Origin of the sequence: Streptomyces sp. AP-93 (assembly GCF_022808175.1) — a bacterium.
Lineage (GTDB): Bacteria > Actinomycetota > Actinomycetes > Streptomycetales > Streptomycetaceae > Streptomyces.
This window is the reverse complement of the sequence record NZ_JALGBX010000001.1, coordinates 547,461-566,077: the sequence shown is the minus strand read 5'-3', so window position 1 is coordinate 566,077 and position 18,617 is coordinate 547,461. Positions and strand designations below refer to the sequence as shown.

Here is an 18,617-nt window from a genome sequence, read left to right as displayed (position 1 = left end):
GGCAGCGGGATGCCGGGGCGGGGGCGGGAGCTTCAGGCGAAGGCAAGCTCCGCGCGGCGGACAGCGGGGGCTGAGGTTCCGACTATGGCCCCCGCCATGCTCACACCGGCACCCGCCAGGAAGATCGGGGTCACCCCCCACGCATCCGCCGCGAAGCCGAAGGCGGGATAGGCCAGCGGGGCCAGGCCGACCGCCGTGAAGGCCATCACCGAGCTGACCCGGCCCAGGTAGGAGGGGTCCGTGGCCGTCTGGATCAGGGCGACCGCGAGGCCTCCGCAGATCCCGCAGACCAGACCCGTCAGCACGGCCAGGGCGACCGCCACCGGGAGGCTCGGGGCCAGCACCAGGCCGCCGATCCCGGCGGAGCCGATGATCAGGGTGAGGTTCTGGATCGCCCCGGCCCGCGGGAACCTCGGGATCAACGTCAGCACCAGCGCGCTCGACGCCGCTCCCAGGCCCATCCCGCCGATGATCCAGCCGACCCCGCCCGGCCCCCAGCCGCGCTCCTCGGAGACGAGGATGAGCCCCAGCGTCATCGGCGCGGAGGTGCCGAGCTGGCTCAGCGCCCCGGACAGCACCAGGGGGCCTATCAGCCCGTGCCGCCGGATGTACCCGAGCCCCGAGCGGAGCTGCCTCCAAGGGCTCTCCCCCGAGGTGGGGGCGCAAGCCTCCGCCGGAGCCGGCAGCGGAGCGATCCGTACCGCCACCAGCAGCACCAGCGACACCCCGAACAGCACCGACGCCACCGCGAAGGCCGACGCCGGCCCGCCCAGTCCCATCGCCAGCCCCGCCACCGGCGGCCCGGCGGTGTGCCCGACGCGTTCCGCGAGGCTGCGCAGCCCCTGGACCCGTACCAGCTGCCCGGGCCCCGCGATCCGGGGCGGCAGCGCGCCGACGGCCGGCATGAACAGGGCGTCGACGATGCCGAAGACCAGCGCGACGAGCACCAGGACCCACAGGCCCGGGGAGCCGAGGGCGAGGACGAGCGCCAGTCCGAGGACGACACCGCACCGCACGGCGTCGGAGGAGATGACCACGAGCCGGGGCCCGAAGCGGTCGGCGACCACCCCGCCGCCCAGCATGAGCAGGGCCCTCGGTATCGCGCCGACCGCCATGACCAGGCCGACCTCGGCCGGGCCGGCCGTCTGGGCGGCCGCCCAGCCGAGGGCGAGGAAGTAGACCCCGTCCCCGACGAGCGAAGCCCCGTAGGCGGCCAGCCAGCGCAGGACGTTGCCGTCCCGCCAGACGTTCCCGTTCACGACCAGCCCCCCACGGGCGAAGCGGACCTCAGCGGACCGGGTGGCCCGCTTCCCTCAGCGCGTCCTTGACCTGGCCGATGCGCAGGTCTCCGAAGTGGAACACCGACGCCGCGAGCACCGCGTCGGCGCCCGCCGCGATCGCCGGCGGGAAGTGCGAGAGCTTGCCCGCGCCGCCCGAGGCGATCACCGGGACCGTGACGTGCTTGCGCACGGCCGCGATCATCTCGGTGTCGTAGCCGTCCTTGGTGCCGTCCGCGTCCATCGAGTTCAACAGGATTTCCCCGGCGCCCAGTTCGGCCGCCCGGTGGGCCCACTCGACGGCGTCGATGCCGGCGCTGCGCCGGCCGCCGTGGGTGGTCACCTCGAACGAGCCGGAGGCCGTGCGGCGCGCGTCGACGGACAGGACGAGCACCTGCCGGCCGAAGCGCTCCGCGATCTCCTGGATGAGCTCGGGCCGTGCGATGGCGGCGGTGTTCACGCCGACCTTGTCGGCGCCGGCCCGCAGCAGCTTGTCCACGTCGTCGGCGGTGCGTACGCCGCCTCCGACGGTCAGCGGGATGAAGACCTGCTCGGCGGTGCGGCGCACCACGTCGTAGGTCGTCTCCCGGTTCCCGGAGGACGCGGTGATGTCGAGGAAGGTCAGCTCGTCGGCGCCTTCGGCGTCGTAGAGCTTGGCCATCTCGACGGGGTCGCCGGCGTCGCGCAGGTTCTGGAAGTTGACTCCCTTGACCACGCGGCCGTTGTCCACGTCCAGGCAGGGGATCACCCGTACGGCGAGGGTCATGCGGAGCCTCCCGCGACGGGGCCGAAGGCCTCGACCTCCACCTCGACGACCATGCTCGGGTCCACGAACCCGTTGACGATGATCAGCGTCGAGGCGGGGCGGATCTTGTCGAAGAGCTCGCTGTGGGCGCGGCCGACCTCGTCCACGTCACGGGCGTGCGTGAGGTAGAGGCGGGTGCGGACCACGTGCTCGGGGCCGAGTCCGGCCTCCTCGAGCGCCTTGAAGGCCACGCTGAAGGCCTTCTTCGTCTGGTCGTACGGGCCGCCCGCGTCGGCTCCGGTGCAGCCGGAGACCAGGACCAGCCCGTTGGGGAGCTGGACAGCGCGGGAGTAGCCGAGTACGTCCTCGTAGGCGCCGCCGGAAGAGATGCGTCGGACGTCGGAACTGTTCGCGGAACCGTTCTCGGAACTCATGCGGAGACCACCTTCAGGGCTTCTTCGAGCGTGAACGCCTTGGCGTACAGGGCCTTGCCTACGATGGCGCCCTCGACGCCGGCCCCGACGAGCCCGGCCAGTGCGCGCAGGTCGTCGAGGGAGGAGATGCCGCCGGAGGCGACGACGGGCCGGTCGGTGGCGGCGCAGACGTTCTTCAGCAGCTCCAGGTTGGGGCCGGTGAGGGTGCCGTCCTTGCCGATGTCGGTGACGACGTACCGGGCGCAGCCCTCGGAGTCCAGGCGTGCGAGGGTCTCGTAGAGGTCCCCGCCCTCGCTGGTCCAGCCGCGGCCCTTGAGGGTGGTGCCGCGCACGTCGAGGCCGACGGCGATCTTGTCGCCGTGCTCGGCGATGGCCTTGGCGGCCCACTCGGGGGTCTCCAGGGCGGCGGTGCCGAGGTTGACGCGGGTGCAGCCGGTGGCGAGGGCCGCGGCGAGCGTGGCGTCGTCGCGGATGCCGCCGGACAGCTCGACCTTGATGTCCATGGCGCCGGTGATCTCGGCGACGAGCGCGCGGTTGTCACCGGTGCCGAAGGCGGCGTCCAGGTCGACCAGGTGCAGCCATTCGGCACCGGAGGCCTGCCAGGCCAGGGCGGCCTGGAGCGGGGAGCCGTAGGAGGTCTCGCTGCCGGACACGCCGTGCACGAGGCGGACGGCCTGGCCGTCGCGGACGTCGACGGCGGGGAGCAGTTCGAGCTTCTTCGACGTCGTCATCACAGGGTCTCGATCCAGTTGGTGAGGAGCTGGGCGCCGGCGTCCCCGGACTTCTCGGGGTGGAACTGGGTGGCCCACAGGGCCCCGTTCTCCACGGCCGCGACGAACCGCTCGCCGTGCGTGGCCCAGGTGACCTTGGGGGCCTTGATCAGCGGGTTGGTGACTTCCAGCGACCAGTCGTGGGCCGCGTAGGAGTGCACGAAGTAGAAGCGGGCGTCCGCGTCCAGGCCGGCGAAGGCCTGGCTGTCGGCCGGCGCGTCGACGGTGTTCCAGCCCATGTGGGGGACGATCGGGGCCTGGAGCGGGCCGACCGTGCCGGGCCACTCGTCGAGGCCCTCGGTTTCCACGCCGTGCTCGATGCCGCGCTCGAAGAGGATCTGCATGCCGACGCAGATGCCCATGACCGGACGGCCGCCGGAGAGCCGGCGGCCGATGATCCAGTCGCCGCGCGCGTCCTTGAGCCCCTGCATGCAGGCGGAGAAGGCTCCGACACCGGGGACGAGGAGTCCGTCGGCGTCCATGGCCTTGTCGTAGTCGCGGGTGATCTCCACGTCCGCGCCGGCGCGCGCGAGGGCGCGCTCGGCGGAGCGGACGTTGCCGAAGCCGTAGTCGAAGACGACGACCTTCTTGGTGGGGGTCACAGTGCTCACTCCCAAATTCCCTGGATCCGCAGCACTCCGGCGACCAGGCACATCACGGAGCCGATGGCGAGCAGGGCGATGACCGAGGTGGGCATCTCCTGCTTCTTGAAGGAGTAGACGCCGCCGGCCAGGAACAGGCCGAGGACGATCAGGATCGTGTTGAGCCCGTTCACGCTAGAGGGCGCCCTTCGTGGAGGGCAGGATCCCGGCCGCGCGCGTGTCGAATTCGGCGGCGTAGCGCAGGGCCCGGGCCAGCGCCTTGAACTGGCACTCCACGATGTGGTGGGCGTTGCGGCCGTACGGCACGTGGATGTGCAGGGCGATCTGGGCCTGCGCGACGAAGGACTCGAAGATGTGCCGGGTCATCGTCGTGTCGTACGAGCCGATCATCGGCGCCATGTTCTCGGGCTCGGTGTGCACGAGGTACGGGCGGCCCGACAGGTCGACGGTCACCTGGGCGAGGGACTCGTCGAGCGGCACGGTGCAGTTGCCGAAGCGGTAGATGCCGACCTTGTCGCCGAGGGCCTGCTTGAAGGCGGCGCCGAGCGCGAGCGCGCTGTCCTCGATGGTGTGGTGGCTGTCGATGTGCAGGTCGCCCTCGGTCTTGACCGTGAGGTCGAAGAGGCCGTGGCGGCCGAGCTGGTCGAGCATGTGGTCGTAGAAGCCCACGCCCGTCGAGACGTCGACCTTGCCCGTGCCGTCGAGGTTTATCTCGACGAGGACCGAGGTCTCCTTCGTGGTCCGTTCGACCCGTCCGATGCGGCTCATGCGTGCTGCTCCTTCTTCAGTGCGCGAACCGCTTCCAGGAACGCGTCGTTCTCGGCCGGGGTGCCCGCGGTGACCCGCAGCCATCCCGGTACGCCGTTGTCCCGGACCAGGACGCCCTGGTCGAGGATCTTCTGCCAGGCGGTGTGGGAATTCTCGAACCGGCCGAACTGTACGAAGTTCGAGTCGGAGTCGGTGACCTCGAAGCCGATCCCCCGCAGCTCGGTGACCAGGCGGTCGCGCTCGGCCTTGAGCTGCTCGACGTAGCCGAGCAGGGTGTCGGTGAATTCCAGGGCGGCCAGCGCGGTCGCCTGGGTGACGGCCGACAGGTGGTACGGCAGGCGTACGAGCTGTACGGCGTCGACCACGGCCGGGTGCGCGGCCAGGTAGCCCAGGCGCAGGCCCGCGGCGCCGAAGGCCTTGGACATGGTCCGGGAGACCACCAGGTTCGGGCGGCCCTCGATCAGCGGCAGCAGCGAGTCCCGGTGGCTGAACTCCACGTAGGCCTCGTCCACGACGACCAGGCTGGGCCCGGCCGCCTGCGCGGCCTCGTAGAGGGCCAGGACCGTCTCCGCGCCGACCGCGGTGCCCGTGGGGTTGTTGGGGGAGGTGATGAAGACGACGTTGGGCGCGTGCTCCGTGATGGCGCGCTCGGCGGCCTCCACGTCGATCGTGAAGTCCTCGTTGCGCGGGCCGGAGATCCAGTCCGTCCCGGTGCCGCGCGCGATGAGCGCGTGCATCGAGTACGAGGGCTCGAAGCCGATCGCGGTGCGGCCGGGGCCGCCGAAGGTCTGCAGCAGCTGCTGGAGGACCTCGTTGGAGCCGTTGGCGGCCCACACGTTCTCCCGCGCGACCGGGTGCTTGCCGGTACGGGTGAGGTAGGCGGCGAGCTCGGTGCGCAGCTCGACGGCGTCCCGGTCGGGGTACCGGTTGAGGGTGCGGGCGGCCTCGGCGACCCGCTCGGCGATGCGCGCGACGAGCGGCTCGGGGAGCCCGTACGGGTTCTCGTTGGTGTTGAGCTGGACGGGCACGTCCAGCTGCGGGGCGCCGTACGGGGTCTTGCCGCGCAGCTCGTCCCGGATGGGGAGGTCGTCGATGCCGATGACGGCCGCCTCAGCCGTCGTGTCCGTGCTGTCTGTGGTGCCGGTCATGCCTGGGGAACCTTCCACCCGAAACGTGCCTTCAGAGCCGCGCCGTGCGCGGGCAGGTCCTCGGCCTCGGCCAGGGTCACCACGTGGTGGGTGACCTCGGCGAGGGCGTCGCGCGTGTAGTCGACGATGTGGATGCCGCGCAGGAAGGACTGCACGGACAGGCCCGAGGAGTGGCAGGCGCAGCCGCCGGTGGGCAGCACGTGGTTGGAGCCGGCGCAGTAGTCGCCCAGCGAGACCGGGGACCAGGGACCGACGAAGATCGCGCCGGCGTTGCGCACGCGGGCGGCCCAGGCGGCCGCGTCGGCGGTCTGGATCTCCAGGTGCTCGGCGCCGTACGCGTCGACGACCTTGAGGCCGTCCTCCAGGCTGTCGACCAGCACGATCGCCGACTGGCGGCCGGCCAGCGCGGGCTTGATCCGGTCCTCGATGTGCTTGGTCGCCGCGACCTGCGGCTCCAGCTCCTTCTCGACGGCGGCCGCGAGCTCCGCGGAGTCCGTGACGAGGACGGCGGCGGCCAGCGGGTCGTGCTCGGCCTGGCTGATCAGGTCGGCGGCGACGTGCACGGGGTCGGCCGTGGAGTCCGCGAGGACCGCGATCTCGGTCGGGCCGGCCTCGGTGTCGATGCCGATCTTGCCGGTGAAGTAGCGCTTGGCGGCGGCGACCCAGATGTTGCCGGGGCCGGTCACCATGTTCGCGGGGGCACACTCCTCGGTCCCGTACGCGAACATCGCGACGGCCTGGGCACCGCCCGCGGCGTACACCTCGTCCACGCCGAGCAGCGCGCAGGCGGCCAGGATCGTCGGGTGCGGCAGACCGTCGAACTCCTTCTGCGGCGGGGACGCGAGCGCGATGGACTCGACGCCCGCCTCCTGGGCCGGGACCACGTTCATGACGACGGAGGACGGGTACACCGAGCGGCCGCCCGGGGCGTACAGCCCCACGCGCTCCACCGGAACCCACTTCTCGGTCACCGTGCCGCCGGGGACCACCTGGGTGACGTGCTCGGAGCGGCGCTGGTTGCGGTGCACGATCCGGGCGCGCCGGATCGACTCCTCCAGGGCGGCGCGGACGGCCGGGTCGAGCTGGTCCAGAGCGGTCTTCAGTGCCTCGACGGGCACCCTGACCTGCTTGAGCTCCACCCCGTCGAACTTCTGCGCGTACTCGATCAGCGCCGCCGTCCCACGATGGTGGACGTCCTCGCAGATGGGCCGCACCTTCTCCAGGGCGGCTTCTACGTCGAACTCGGCACGGGGCAGCAGATCGCGCAGGGCGCCACCCTCGGGGAGGGTGTCGCCGCGCAGGTCGATACGAGAGATCACCTGCCAATTCTCTCAGACCGCCTCGCGGCACCGTTTGCCTGTATCACTGGGTGATACAGGCCACGGAGGTTTCCACGGAGAAAATGTCACAGCGGCCCTCTAAGACTTGATCCGCATCTTGTGGGGATGGCGGATTGCCGCCGGGGCGTTCCTGGGCTGTCCGGCATGGTCGCCCGGGGGCGGCTCATCCGGGGTCGCTCAGGGCGCTGGTCCGGCATTCGGGGAGCAGAGGCACAGCTCAAACGTTGTGCTGCCGCGCGATCTGTACCGGCAAGCCGGGGACAGACACAATGCGGTTGACTCCCACAGGGCGTCTTCTCGCCCTATCCCTTGCGGGACTTGGCGATCCTAGCGGAATTACGGAACGCCGATTGGCGTTCGATTACGCGCGGTGACTACCGCCGTGACAGCGGAGGGGGGCCGCCATGGCCGAAGCACGCCCGGACGGGGAACCGGACGATCTCACCGGCCCCGAACGGCTCATGTGGGACGCGTACCGGACCGGCAGCGTCTGCGATCTCAGCACCCGCACCGCCGAGCGGGACGATCCGCACGCCGACCGGGTCTGGGGTCCCGAGCGCAGCGTCCGCGCGGCGGTGGTGGCCCTGCTGCTGCTCCACGGGCCGGGCCCGGTGCGGGGCCGGGTGGCCTCCCTGAAGCTGCGCGGCGTCCGGATCACCGGCCGCCTCGACCTCTCCGGGGGCACGGTCACCCCGTACGTGGAGCTCCAGTCCTGCCGCTTCGACGGGGAGGTGCAGCTCTCGGAGACCCGCTTCGGCACGCTGCGCCTGGTCAACTGCGCGATACCCCGGCTCGAAGCGGCCCGCCTGCAGACGGAGGGCGACCTGCACCTGCCACGCTGCCGGGTGGCGCGCGGGATCCGGCTGACCGACGCGCAGATCGGCACCGACCTGCTGATCAGCGAGGCGGTCGTGCAGCGCGACGGCAAGGGCCGGGCCCTGGCCGCCGACGGGATGTCGGTCGCGCAGGACTTCCAGGGCGAGCTCCTCCAGACCTACGGGGAGCTCAGCCTGCGCGGCGCCAAGGTCGGCGTGTCGATGAGCCTGCGCGGGGCCCGCCTGAGCAATCCGGCCGGGAAGCGGGCGCTGAACGCCCCGCAGCTCACCGTGGAGCGCACGCTCTACCTGACCTCCATCGCCCTGGACTACACCTCGGGCGACTCCGGTTCCTCCACTCCCCCCTACGGGCAGGGCTACACCCCGCTGCGGGGCGAGCCCGCGCAGCACTTCGAGTGCCGGGGCGGCCTGCGGCTGGACGACGGCCGCTTCGGTGACGCCGTGGACTTCTACGGGGCCCGGTTCACCCTCACGGAGGACCAGGAGGTCTCGCTGCGCCGCATCCACACCCCGGAGCTGCGGTTCGTCGGCGAGCGGCCGGAGCGGGGCCGGGTGGTGCTGTCGGGCTCGCAGGTGGTCAAGCTCGTGGACACGGCCACGAGCTGGCCGGCCCGCCCGGGCCGGCTGTCCATCGAGGGCTTCGGCTACGAGAACCTCGCGCCCCGGGGCCTCTTCCCGCCGGCCCGCCGGCTGGAGTGGGTCGAGGCGGCCACCCCCGAGTACTCCCCGGAACCGTACGAGCGGCTCGCCGCGGTCCTGCGGGCCTCCGGGGAGGACGCGGACGCCCGCGAGGTGCTGCTGGCCAAACAGCGGCGTCGGCGCACGACGCTGCCGCCGGCGCTGCGCGCGTGGGGCTACCTCCAGGACTGGACGGTGGTCTACGGCTACCGGCCGGGGCGGGCGGCGCTGTGGATGGCCGTGCTGTGGGCGGCCGGGGCCGCGCTCTTCGCGGTGCACGGCGAGCCGCCGCCGCTCAAGGCGGAGGAGCACCCGGACTGGAACCCGGCGCTGTTCGCGCTGGACCTGCTGCTGCCGGTGATCGACCTCGGCCAGCAGGACCAGTGGATCCTGCGGGGCGGCTGGCAGTGGGGCACGGCGGCCCTGGTCATCCTGGGCTGGATCCTGGCCACGACCGTGGCAGCGGGAGCCTCCCGCGTCCTGAGGCGGGGGTGACGGTCCCCTGGCCACGGCCACTACCCTGTGCCTCGTGACCACCGTTCGCCTGCCCCTCTTCCCGCTGAACTCGGTGCTGTTCCCGGGACTCGTCCTCCCGCTGAACATCTTCGAGGAGCGTTATCGCGCCATGATGCGCGAGCTGCTCAAGGCGGGAGAGGACGAGCCCCGCCGCTTCGCGGTCGTCGCGATCCGCGACGGCCGTGAGGTCGCCCCGACCGCGCCCGGTCTGCCGGACCAGACGGCCGTGCCCGAGCGCGGGCCGGCCGCCGGCTTCGGCGCGGACCCGGTCCAGGCCTTCCACCGGGTGGGCTGCATCGCGGACGCGGCATCGATCCGGGAGCGGGAGGACGGCAGCTTCGAGGTGATGGCGACCGGCACGGTCCGGGTCCGGCTGCTGTCGGTGGACGCGTCCGGCCCCTTCCTCGTGGCGGAGCTGGAGGAGCTCCCGGAGGACGCGGGCGACGGCGCGGGCGCGCTGGCGGAGGGCGTCCTGCGGGCGTTCCGCGCCTACCAGAAGCGGCTGGCCGGAGCCCGCGAACGGTCCCTGACCGGCATGGACCTCCCCGACGAGCCCTCGGTGGTCTCCTACCTGGTCGCAGCGGCCGCAGTGCTGGACATCCCGGCGAAGCAGCGGCTGCTCCAGGCCCCGGACACGGCGACCCGCCTAGCGGAGGAGCTGAAGCTGCTGCGCTCCGAGACGGCCGTCATCCGCCACCTGCCCTCGCTCCCGGCCGTGGAACTCACCCGCGCCCCGACGAGCCCGAACTGACGGACGGCGCACCGATGGCGAAGAAGAAGCCGGCGGGCACCCCGGCGATCGTGGCGCTGACGGCGGCCGGCGCCGAATTCACCGTGCACGCCTACGAGCACGACCCGGCCCACCCGTCGTACGGCGAGGAGGCGGCCCAGGCCCTCGGGGTCTCCCCCTCCCAGGTCTTCAAGACGCTCCTCGCCGACGTCGACGGCTCGCTGGTGGTCGCGGTGGTCCCGGTCTCGGGCAGCCTCGACCTGAAGGCCCTGGCCGCCGCGGTGGGCGGCAAGCGCGCCGCGATGGCCGATCCGGCCCTGGCGGAGCGCACCACGGGCTACGTCCTGGGCGGCATCTCCCCGCTGGGCCAGCGCAAACGCCTGCGCACGGTCCTGGACGCCTCGGCATCGCTGTTCCCCACCATCTGCGTCTCGGCGGGCCGCCGCGGCCTGGAGGTCGAGCTCGCCCCGTCCACCCTGACCGCCCTGACCGCAGCCACTCCGGCCCCGATCGCCCGCGCGTAGCGGGCCCGGAACGCTGCGCGGCAGAGGTCCCCTACCCGCCCTTCCACCGTTCCCTGGGGCTCCGCCCCAGACCCCGCGCCTCAAACGCCGGCGAGGCTGGATGATGCCGCGCAGCGGCATTCTCAGCCCGTCCGGCGTTTGAGGACCGGGTCCGGGCAGCGCCCGGGGAACGGAGGAAGGGCGGGTAGGGGACGGCCCCGCAGGGCCCGCCTCCCCCGGCCGGGCCTACGGCCGCGGAGGCTCCGTACCGGACGGGTCCGGATACACGGACGGGGACGGGGCCGGGGAGTCGGCGGAATCGACAGGGGCCTGGTAATACGCCGACGGCCACATCGCGAGCTCCGGCGCCGGGTCCCGCGTCCCCCACAGGGCGGTCAGCGCCAGGTGGACGACGACCGCGGCCATCGGCCACCCGAGCAGCGCCCCGTGCGCGAGCAACTCCAGCGGGGCTTCGAAGGGGACTCCCTTGCCCGCCTTCCGGGCGGCCGCCGCCAGGTCCGAGGTCGGCCCCAGCCACAGGCCCACGCGCCAGCCCACCAGCGTGGCGAAGACCGATCCGACCGCGAGCCCGATCACCTGCGCGGCGCCCCCGCCGCGGCGCCACAGGAAGACGCCCAGCGCGCTCAGCACGCCGAATCCCACCGACAGCAGCAGGAAGGTCCCGTCGGCCCCGATCCGGGCCTCGCTCTCGGTGTCCCGCAGGAACACTGCCTCGCCGTTGGAGACGAACTGCACGCGCGGTGCGAGCCAGACCCACAGCAGCCCGAGGAGCACGCCGGCCACGCCGGTCACGAGGGCGATGGCGGCCCCGTCGCGGATGTCCGACGGGGAGAAGGCGGGCTCGGGCGCGGGCGCGGCCCCAGCCGCTGTCGCAGCCGAAGGGGACTCCGACGGCGGCTGATCGGGCTTGTCATAAGGGGTCACGGCTTCGGTCACCCCCACATCGTGCCAGGAAGTGTTTGATTTAACGATCGGCCCCGGCGGGCGTCAGCGGACCGCTGCCCGCCGGTAGGCCCAGGTCGCGAGCGCGAGCGACAGCACGCCCACCCCGGCGCAGACGCCGAGGTCGAGGAGGACCGCCGCCCAGTCGGGGTGCGGCTCGAAGGTCCGGGCGAAGGCCTCCACGCCGTACGTGGACGGCAGCAGGTCCCGCGCCCAGACGATCACGTCCGGCATCCGCTCGGGCGGCAGTACGCCCAGCAGCAGGGCCGCGGACATGCCGAGCTGTCCGGCGAGGGTGGCCAGCTCCTGCCGGGGGGCGAGCAGGCCCAGCGCCGCGCCGAGCCCGGCGAGGGCGGCCCCCGCCAGCGGCACCACGGCGGCCAGGATCCACAGGCCGCCCATCGGCAGTCCGAAGAGCACGCTGCCAAAGACGGCCGTCACCAGCGTGCCGGGCAGCGTGAAGGAGGCGTACGCGGCCGCCGCGCCCAGCACCACGGACGCGGGCGGCACCGGCAGGGTGGCGTAGTGGTCGAGCCCGCCGCTGGCCCGGAGCTGCCCGAAGTACTGGGCGAGCAGGTTCAGCGCGACGAAGGCGACGACCAGCACGGAGGAACCGGCGACGACGGCCCGCGCCTCGGAGCCCCCGTCGACCACGCCCCGCATCAGGATCATGATCCCGACGGACTGGAAGGTGGCCACGAACAGCAGCGGGATCCGCGAGACCCGCGCGCGGGACAGCTGGGCCCGGTACACGGCGGCCAGCGCCGGGAAGAACCGGGCGCGCGGAGCCAGTGCCCCGACGGCGGTGCCGGGTGCGGCCGTGGTGGCCGTGGCGGCGGTGGCGGTAGCCGTGGCGGCGGTGGGGCTCACGCCTTCACCAGTCCCTTCGAGGTGCGTCCGCCCAGGGCGAGGTACACGTCCTCCAGGCTCGGCGTGGCCAGCGTGAAATCGTCGAGGGCGGCGAAGGCCGGGCCGCCGGTCACGGCGGCCACCGCCGCCCGCGCCTCGTCGGGTCCGAGCCGCAGCACCCAGCGCCGCCCGGATTCGGCGGCGGCCGGGGCGAGCGCGGCGACCTCCGGGAGCTCCAGCGGCGGCGCGGTGCGCCAGACCAGTTCGAGCCGGACCTCTCCGGACACCCGGGCCTTGAGCCCGGCCGGGGTGTCGCAGGCGATGACCCGGCCCTGGTCGATGACGGCGACCCGGTCGAGGACGGTCTCGGCCTCGATGACGTTGTGGGTGACCAGCAGCACGGTGGCCCCGGTCTCGGCGCGGCGCCGGTCGACGGCGGCCCAGACGGCCCGCCGGGCCACCGGGTCCATGCCGGTCGTGGGCTCGTCGAGCACCAGGACGGGGCGCTCCCCCACCAGTGCGGCGGCGAAGCACGCGAGGCGCCGCTGTCCGCCGGACAGCTTCTTCAGGGGGCGGCCGGCGATCCCGGTCAGTCCGAGCTCCTCCAGGACGGAGTCCCGTACGGTCCGCGCCTCGCGCAGGCCGAGCCCGCGCAGCCGGCCGGTCGTCTCGGCGGCCAGCGAGACCGTGAGCTCGTCGAGGGCGGTGGATTCCTGGCCGAGGTAGGAGAGCAGCCGGGCCGACCGGTCGGGGTGGCGCACGAGGTCGTGGCCGAGCAGGTTCACCGAGCCGGAGTCGGGCCGCAGCAGGCCGGTGAGCTGGCGGACCAGGGTCGATTTGCCGGCGCCGTTGGGGCCGAGCAGCCCGAAGATCTCGCCGCGCCGCACGTCCAGGGAGATCCCGTCGGTGGCACGGGTCTCGGGCAGGGCCGGGGCCCCGCGCCGTCCTCGTACCGCGGGATACGTCTTGACCAGGTCACGTACCGCGCAGACCACGTCGGGGGCCGGTCCCGCGGCCCCTGCCGTGTCCGTATCCGCCTGTGCTGTCCCCGTACTCACGAGGGAGCAGCCTACGGGGTTGCGGCCCCTACTCGGCTGCCGGGGCCGCCGCTACGGGGGCCACGGGGGTACCGACGGCGCCGGGGGCGGCCGCCGATCCGGCGCCGGCCACGTGCTCCGCGGCCGCCCGTACGTCGATCTCGCGCCAGAAGCCGGCCCTGATGGCGTAGCGGTCGTGCTCGTCGATCTGGTCGTCCTTGTGTGCGAGGAGCCCGAAGCGGGCGGCGTAGCGCAGCAGCTCCCCGTCGATGCGGTGCGGGATCCGCGGGTACATGGTGGCGAGCTTCTGCAGGTGCACGGTCTCCGGGAGCCGTTCCATCCAGCGCCGGGCGAACACCTGGCCGACCTCGAAGGGGTCGCCGCCGACGGTGGTGATGTCCTCCTCGCGGTCCGCCCAGCGCTGCTCGGCGGAGGTGAGCTGGGCGAGGGTGGGCAGCGAGGCGGTCTCGGCGGGCTCGCCGAGCGGTCCGGCGCGGTCGATCCACCCCTTGTCGGAGGACCACCGCAGGGCGCTGCCGGCCGGGGCCGCGCCGAGGGCCTGGCCGGGCGCGGGCGCGGGTGCGGCCGCGGCGGTGCCGGGGGCGCGCAGGGCGCCCGCGAGGTCCTTCGGGGTCGGTACGGTCTTCCCGTTGGCGGTGGTGGCCCCGGCGGTGGCCGCTGCGCCGCCCTCCTCTGGCTCCACGGGGGCCGCGGGCCGGGTTCCGTTGCCGTTGCCGCGGGCGGCTTCGGCGAGGGCGGCTTCGGGCAGCGGTGCGGAGAGGATGGCGGCGATCTCGGGGCGCGGGGCCGGCGCCGGGGCGCAGAGTCCGGTGAGGTCGCGGGCGCGGACGGCGCGGGTGATCCAGGTGCGGTCCAGGACGCGGCGTTCGTCGGCTTCGGCGACGAGGTCCTCGGACTGGTTGTAGTCCCCGTCGGCGGCCTGGACGGCCCACAGGTGGACGGCGACTCCGTGTTCCTTGGCGGACATCAGGCCGGGCAGCAGGTCGCCGTCGCCGGTGACGAGTACGACGTCCGAGCAGGCCCGGTTGCGGGCGAGCTCGGTGAGCTCGGCGTGCATGGCCGCGTCGACGCCCTTCTGGGCCCAGCGGCCGTCGCTGCGGGTCAGGGCGCCGAGGCGGACGGTGACGCGGGGCATGACGCGCAGCCGCCGGTGCTCGGGCTGGGGCACCCGGTCGGGTGCGCCGTCGAACCAGTAGATCCGCAGGAGCGGCTGCTCGGTGTCGGCTTCGGCGCGCTCGCGCAGGCCCTGGATGAGGGCGGCGTGGTCGACGGTGATCCGGGAGCGGGACGGCTCTCCTGCGAGGAGGCTCGCGGCGGCGCCCAGCAGATAGCCGGCGTCCACCAGGACGACGCAGCGGTCCACGCGTACCACCCTCTTCCCTGGGGGTCCTCTGTGTCTTTCGCGGTTTCCCCGAGTCTGCCCGACGGCAACGGCCTAGACGGCCGGAACTCGATCATCGGCGTGGCGTATCTCCCGGAGTCCCCGGCAGGTGCCCCGACTACGCGCGGTAATGATCCAAAATGCGCCGTTTACGGCCCTGTGTGAGTGTGAAGGCGGCCCTGGCCCCTAAACCCCCCACGGAGGCATCCCATGGCCAAGAACAAGAACCGCCAGCAGCCCGCCAAGTCCGAAGAGCGCTCGGCTTCACAGGATCCGGCGAAGAGCTCGATGGACTCCTCGTCCTCGACCTCGACCCCGGCGGCCCCGAGTCCGCTGCAGATGGCCGGCAAGAAGAAGGAAAAGAAGTTCGGCCACAACTGACGCCTCCCCCGTACGCGGGAAGCCCGCCCCGGTCGACTGGGGCGGGCTTCCCGCGTACGGGTTCGGTGGGTGCGGCTGCGGCTAGCCGGCCAGGCAGGACGGGCCGAGCAGCACCTTGAGGTCGCCGAAGAGCGCCGGGTCGGGCTTGACCCGGTGCTTGTCGAGGCGGAGCACGGTGGTGGTGCGCGGGCCCTGGAGCTTGATCCGCACCTCGCTGTTGCCCTGGTGGTGGCGCAGGATCTCGCCGAGCCGGGTCACCATCGGCGGGGTGACCTTGACGGTGGGGATGGTGAGGACGACGGGGGCGTTGGTGCCGGCGTTGGACACGTCGGGGACCATCATCTCCATGGCGACCAGCCGGGGGACGTCCTCGCGCTTGTCCAGGCGGCCCTTGACGAAGACGACGGTGTCCTCGACCAGCTGGGTGGAGACGAGCTGGTAGGTCGCGGGGAAGAACATGCATTCGATGGAGCCGGCCAGGTCCTCGACGGTGGCGATGGCCCAGGCGTTGCCCTGCTTGGTCATCTTGCGCTGGAGGCCCGAGATGATGCCGCCGATGGTGACGACCGCGCCGTCGCCGTGCTCCCCGCCGGTGAGCTGGGAGATGCCGGCGTCGGTCTTGTCGGAGAGCACGTGCTCCAGGCCGAAGAGCGGGTGGTCGGAGACGTAGAGGCCGAGCATCTCGCGCTCCTGGGCGAGCAGGTAGGACTTCTCCCATTCGACGTCGGAGAACTCCACGTCGAGGCCGAATCCCGGCTCGTCGCCCGCGCTCTCGTCGCCCATTCCGCCGAAGAGGTCGAACTGCCCCTCGGCCTCCTTGCGCTTGACGGCGACCACGTTGTCGATCATCGGTTCGTGGTGGGCGACCAGGCCCTTGCGGGTGTGGCCCATCTCGTCGAAGGCGCCGGCCTTGATCAGGGACTCGACGGTGCGCTTGTTGCAGACGACCGCTTCGACCTTGTCCAGGAAGTCGGGGAAGGTGGAGTACTTCCCCTTGGCCTTCCTGGTCTTGATGATCGACTCGACGACGTTCTGGCCGACGTTGCGCACGGCGGTGAGGCCGAAGAGGATCACGTCGTCACCCTGGGCGGCGAAGTTGGGCTCCGACTCGTTCACGTTCGGCGGGAGCACCTTGATGCCCATCCGGCGGCACTCGTTCAGGTAGATCGCGGACTTGTCCTTGTCGTCCTTGACCGAGGTGAGCAGGCCCGCCATGTACTCGGCCGGGAAATTGGCCTTGAGGTAGGCGGTCCAGTAGGAGACCAGGCCGTACGCGGCCGAGTGGGCCTTGTTGAAGGCGTAGCCGGCGAAGGGGACCAGGACGTCCCACAGCGCCTTGATCGCCTGGTCGCTGAAGCCCTTCTCCTTGGCACCCGCCTCGAAGATGACGAAGTTCTTCGCCAGTTCCTCGGGCTTCTTCTTGCCCATCACGCGGCGCAGGATGTCGGCCTCGCCGAGCGAGTACCCGGCGATGATCTGGGCGGCCTTCTGCACCTGCTCCTGGTACACGATGAGGCCGTAGGTGACGCCGAGGATCTCCTTGAGCGGCTCCTCGAGCTCCGGGTGGATCGGGGTGATCTCCTGCTGCTTGTTCTTGCGCAGGGCGTAGTTCGTGTGCGAGTTCATGCCCATCGGGCCCGGCCGGTACAGGGCCGAGACGGCGGAGATGTCCTCGAAGTTGTCGGGCTTCATCAGGCGCAGCAGGGAGCGCATGGGCCCGCCGTCGAACTGGAAGACGCCGAGGGTGTCGCCGCGGCCGAGCAGTTCGAAGGTCTTGGGGTCGTCGAGCGGCAGGCCCAGGAGATCGAGGTCGATCCCCTTGTTGGCCTTCACCATCTTGACGGCGTCGTCCATGATCGTGAGGTTGCGCAGGCCCAGGAAGTCCATCTTGATCAGGCCGAGCGACTCGCACTGGGGGTAGTCCCACTGCGTGATGGTCACGCCGTCCGTGTGCCGCACCCAGACCGGTGCGTGGTCGACGATCGGCTCGCTGGACATGATCACGCCGGCGGCGTGCACGCCCATCTGGCGGACCAGGCCCTCCACACCGCGGGCGGTGTCGATGACCTTCTTCACGTCCGGCTCGTTCTCGTACATCGCCCGGATCTCGCCGGCCTCGCCGTAGCGCGGGTGCGAGGGGTCGGTGATGCCGTTGAGGTCGATGCCCTTGCCCAGGACGTCGGCGGGCATGGCCTTGGTGAGCCGGTCGCCCATGGCGTACGGGTAGCCGAGGACCCGCGCCGAGTCCTTGATGGCGTTCTTCGCCTTGATCTTTCCGTACGTGCCGATCATGGCGACCTTGTCGTCGCCGTACTTGTCGGTCACGTACCGGATCACTTCGACGCGCCTGCGCTCGTCGAAGTCGATGTCGACATCGGGCATGGAGACGCGCTCGGGGTTGAGGAAGCGCTCGAAGATCAGGCCGTGGGTGATCGGGTCGAGGTCGGTGATGCCCATGGCGTAGGCGACGATCGAGCCGGCGGCGGAGCCACGGCCGGGGCCCACCGCGATGCCCTGGTTCTTCGCCCACATGATGAAGTCGGCGACGACGAGGAAGTAGCCGGGGAACCCCATCTGGATGATGACGTCCAGCTCGTAATCGGCCTGGCGCTGGCGGTCCTCGGGGACGCCTCCCGGGTAGCGGCGGGCCATGCCGCGCCGCACTTCCTCCTTGAACCAGGTGATCTCGGTGTAGCCCTCTTCGGGGATCTCGAACTTCGGCATGAGGTTCTTGGCCTCGAACATGCCGGTGGTGTCGATCTGCTCGGCGACCAGGAGGGTGTTGCGGCAGCCCTCCTGCCAGGCGTCCGAGGAGTCGACGGCGTACATCTCCTCCGTGGACTTCAGGTAGTAGCCGGTGCCGTCGAAGCGGAAGCGGTCCGGGTCCGAGAGGTTCTTGCCGGTCTGGATGCACAGCAGGGCGTCGTGCGCGGCGGACTCGTGCGCGTACGTGTAGTGCGAGTCGTTCGTCACCAGCGGCGGGATGCCGAGCTTCTTGCCGACTTCCAGCAGCCCGTCGCGGACCCGGCGCTCGATCTCGATGCCGTGGTCCATCAGCTCCAGGAAGTACCGGTCCTTGCCGAAGATGTCCTGGTATTCGGAGGCGGCCTTCAGGGCCTCGTCGAACTGGCCGAGGCGCAGCCTGGTCTGCAGCTCACCGGAGGGGCAGCCGGTGGAGGCGATCAGGCCTTCGGACCACTGGGAGATGGTCTCCTTGTCCATGCGCGGCCACTTGGTCAGCCAGCCCTCGGCGTACGCGTCCGAGGACAGCCGGAAGAGGTTGTGCAGCCCGGTGGAGTTCGCCGCCCAGATCGTCTTGTGGGTGTAACCGCCGGAACCGGACACGTCGTCGCGCTTCTGGTGGGGCTGGCCCCACTGGATGCGCCGCTTGTTGCGCCGGGACTCCGGGGCGACGTAGGCCTCGATGCCGATGATCGGCGTGACCCCGGCCTTCTTCGCCGTGTGGAAGAAGTCATACGCCCCGTGCAGATTGCCGTGGTCGGACATGGCGATGTGCGTCATGCCCATCTCGTTGCACGCGTTGAACATGTCCTTCAGCCGCGCGGCACCGTCCAGCAGGGAGTACTGGGTGTGGACGTGCAGGTGCGTGAACGGCGTCTTGGTCACGGTGGGGGCCT

General features: G+C 71.8%; 18 protein-coding genes. 4 read left to right on the top strand and 14 right to left on the bottom strand.

Annotated features, from left to right (window positions below; all coding sequences use genetic code 11):
• Positions 1–32 precede the first annotated feature (32 nt).
• Genes MTF69_RS02660 through hisD form a run of 9 tightly spaced genes read right to left on the bottom strand, consistent with a single transcriptional unit; the run spans position 33 to position 7,063 of the window.
• A complete protein-coding gene (locus tag MTF69_RS02660; protein WP_243330276.1) occupies positions 33–1,259 on the bottom strand; it encodes an MFS transporter in 1,227 nt (408 codons plus the stop codon).
• Between the two features lie 28 nt (positions 1,260–1,287).
• Positions 1,288–2,043 carry an imidazole glycerol phosphate synthase subunit HisF gene (hisF, locus tag MTF69_RS02655; protein WP_243330275.1) on the bottom strand — a complete coding sequence of 252 codons (756 nt, stop codon included), beginning with the start codon at positions 2,041–2,043 and terminating at the stop codon, positions 1,288–1,290.
• Positions 2,040–2,456 carry a RidA family protein gene (locus tag MTF69_RS02650; protein ID WP_243330274.1) on the bottom strand — a complete coding sequence of 139 codons (417 nt, stop codon included), beginning with the start codon at positions 2,454–2,456 and terminating at the stop codon, positions 2,040–2,042. The genes hisF and MTF69_RS02650 overlap by 4 nt, the downstream gene beginning before the upstream one ends.
• On the bottom strand, positions 2,453–3,187 hold the full coding sequence (gene priA, locus MTF69_RS02645) for a bifunctional 1-(5-phosphoribosyl)-5-((5-phosphoribosylamino)methylideneamino)imidazole-4-carboxamide isomerase/phosphoribosylanthranilate isomerase PriA (RefSeq protein ID WP_243330271.1): 735 nt from the start codon (positions 3,185–3,187) through the stop codon (positions 2,453–2,455). The genes MTF69_RS02650 and priA overlap by 4 nt, the downstream gene beginning before the upstream one ends.
• The gene (hisH, locus tag MTF69_RS02640) at positions 3,187–3,828 is read right to left on the bottom strand and encodes an imidazole glycerol phosphate synthase subunit HisH (protein ID WP_243330461.1); all 642 of its coding nucleotides are present in this window, start codon (positions 3,826–3,828) and stop codon (positions 3,187–3,189) included. The genes priA and hisH overlap by 1 nt, the downstream gene beginning before the upstream one ends.
• A 5-nt stretch (positions 3,829–3,833) precedes the next feature.
• On the bottom strand, positions 3,834–4,001 hold the full coding sequence (locus MTF69_RS02635; protein ID WP_243330269.1) for a hypothetical protein: 168 nt from the start codon (positions 3,999–4,001) through the stop codon (positions 3,834–3,836).
• Between the two features lies 1 nt (position 4,002).
• Positions 4,003–4,596: an imidazoleglycerol-phosphate dehydratase HisB gene (gene hisB, locus MTF69_RS02630; RefSeq protein ID WP_243330267.1), complete on the bottom strand. Its 594-nt coding sequence runs from the start codon at positions 4,594–4,596 to the stop codon at positions 4,003–4,005.
• On the bottom strand, positions 4,593–5,744 hold the full coding sequence (locus MTF69_RS02625; protein ID WP_243330265.1) for a histidinol-phosphate transaminase: 1,152 nt from the start codon (positions 5,742–5,744) through the stop codon (positions 4,593–4,595). Before MTF69_RS02625 ends, hisB begins: the two co-directional genes overlap by 4 nt.
• The gene (hisD, locus tag MTF69_RS02620; protein WP_243330264.1) at positions 5,741–7,063 is read right to left on the bottom strand and encodes a histidinol dehydrogenase; all 1,323 of its coding nucleotides are present in this window, start codon (positions 7,061–7,063) and stop codon (positions 5,741–5,743) included. The genes MTF69_RS02625 and hisD overlap by 4 nt, the downstream gene beginning before the upstream one ends.
• 425 nt (positions 7,064–7,488) lie before the next feature.
• Between hisD and MTF69_RS02615 the strand changes: the two genes are divergently transcribed.
• Genes MTF69_RS02615 through ybaK form a run of 3 tightly spaced genes read left to right on the top strand, consistent with a single transcriptional unit; the run spans position 7,489 to position 10,368 of the window.
• Positions 7,489–9,093: an oxidoreductase gene (locus tag MTF69_RS02615; RefSeq protein ID WP_243330262.1), complete on the top strand. Its 1,605-nt coding sequence runs from the start codon at positions 7,489–7,491 to the stop codon at positions 9,091–9,093.
• A 34-nt stretch (positions 9,094–9,127) separates the two neighbouring features.
• Complete coding sequence (locus MTF69_RS02610; RefSeq protein WP_243330260.1) at positions 9,128–9,865, top strand: LON peptidase substrate-binding domain-containing protein; 738 nt, start codon at positions 9,128–9,130, stop codon at positions 9,863–9,865.
• A 14-nt stretch (positions 9,866–9,879) separates the two neighbouring features.
• Positions 9,880–10,368, top strand: coding sequence for a Cys-tRNA(Pro) deacylase (gene ybaK, locus MTF69_RS02605; RefSeq protein WP_243330258.1), 489 nt, complete (start codon positions 9,880–9,882; stop codon positions 10,366–10,368).
• Between the two features lie 225 nt (positions 10,369–10,593).
• On the opposite strand, the gene MTF69_RS02600 is transcribed toward ybaK, so the two are convergent.
• The 4 genes from MTF69_RS02600 to MTF69_RS02585 are packed head-to-tail and all read right to left on the bottom strand — an operon-like array spanning position 10,594 to position 14,580.
• Entirely contained in the window at positions 10,594–11,304 is a 711-nt protein-coding gene (locus MTF69_RS02600) for a hypothetical protein (RefSeq protein ID WP_243330256.1), read from the bottom strand.
• Between the two features lie 51 nt (positions 11,305–11,355).
• Positions 11,356–12,180 carry an ABC transporter permease gene (locus tag MTF69_RS02595; RefSeq protein ID WP_374321959.1) on the bottom strand — a complete coding sequence of 275 codons (825 nt, stop codon included), beginning with the start codon at positions 12,178–12,180 and terminating at the stop codon, positions 11,356–11,358.
• Positions 12,177–13,217: an ABC transporter ATP-binding protein gene (locus tag MTF69_RS02590; RefSeq protein WP_374321957.1), complete on the bottom strand. Its 1,041-nt coding sequence runs from the start codon at positions 13,215–13,217 to the stop codon at positions 12,177–12,179. The genes MTF69_RS02595 and MTF69_RS02590 overlap by 4 nt, the downstream gene beginning before the upstream one ends.
• Positions 13,218–13,245: 28 nt before the next feature.
• Complete coding sequence (locus tag MTF69_RS02585; RefSeq protein WP_374321955.1) at positions 13,246–14,580, bottom strand: NYN domain-containing protein; 1,335 nt, start codon at positions 14,578–14,580, stop codon at positions 13,246–13,248.
• A 228-nt stretch (positions 14,581–14,808) separates the two neighbouring features.
• Here MTF69_RS02585 and MTF69_RS02580 point away from each other — a divergent pair, with 228 nt between their 5' ends.
• Positions 14,809–14,979 (top strand): hypothetical protein, encoded by a 171-nt coding sequence (locus tag MTF69_RS02580; protein WP_243330253.1) that lies wholly within the window; start codon positions 14,809–14,811, stop codon positions 14,977–14,979.
• A gap of 81 nt (positions 14,980–15,060) precedes the next feature.
• Here the strand turns inward: MTF69_RS02580 and dnaE are convergent, their stop codons facing one another.
• Positions 15,061–18,606 (bottom strand): DNA polymerase III subunit alpha, encoded by a 3,546-nt coding sequence (gene dnaE, locus MTF69_RS02575; RefSeq protein ID WP_243330251.1) that lies wholly within the window; start codon positions 18,604–18,606, stop codon positions 15,061–15,063.
• Between the last annotated feature and the right edge of the window lie 11 nt (positions 18,607–18,617).

Excerpts from the sequence above, each read along its gene's own strand:
- MTF69_RS02650 (WP_243330274.1), bottom strand. The coding sequence starts at position 2,456 with ATGAGTTCCGAGAACGGTTCCGCGAACAGTTCCGACGTCCGACGCATC.
- priA (WP_243330271.1), bottom strand. The coding sequence starts at position 3,187 with ATGACGACGTCGAAGAAGCTCGAACTGCTCCCCGCCGTCGACGTCCGC.
- hisF (WP_243330275.1), bottom strand. The coding sequence starts at position 2,043 with ATGACCCTCGCCGTACGGGTGATCCCCTGCCTGGACGTGGACAACGGC.
- hisB (WP_243330267.1), bottom strand. The coding sequence starts at position 4,596 with ATGAGCCGCATCGGACGGGTCGAACGGACCACGAAGGAGACCTCGGTC.
- MTF69_RS02580 (WP_243330253.1), top strand. The coding sequence starts at position 14,809 with ATGGCCAAGAACAAGAACCGCCAGCAGCCCGCCAAGTCCGAAGAGCGC.
- MTF69_RS02615 (WP_243330262.1), top strand. The coding sequence starts at position 7,489 with ATGGCCGAAGCACGCCCGGACGGGGAACCGGACGATCTCACCGGCCCC.
- ybaK (WP_243330258.1), top strand. The coding sequence starts at position 9,880 with ATGGCGAAGAAGAAGCCGGCGGGCACCCCGGCGATCGTGGCGCTGACG.
- MTF69_RS02625 (WP_243330265.1), bottom strand. The coding sequence starts at position 5,744 with ATGACCGGCACCACAGACAGCACGGACACGACGGCTGAGGCGGCCGTC.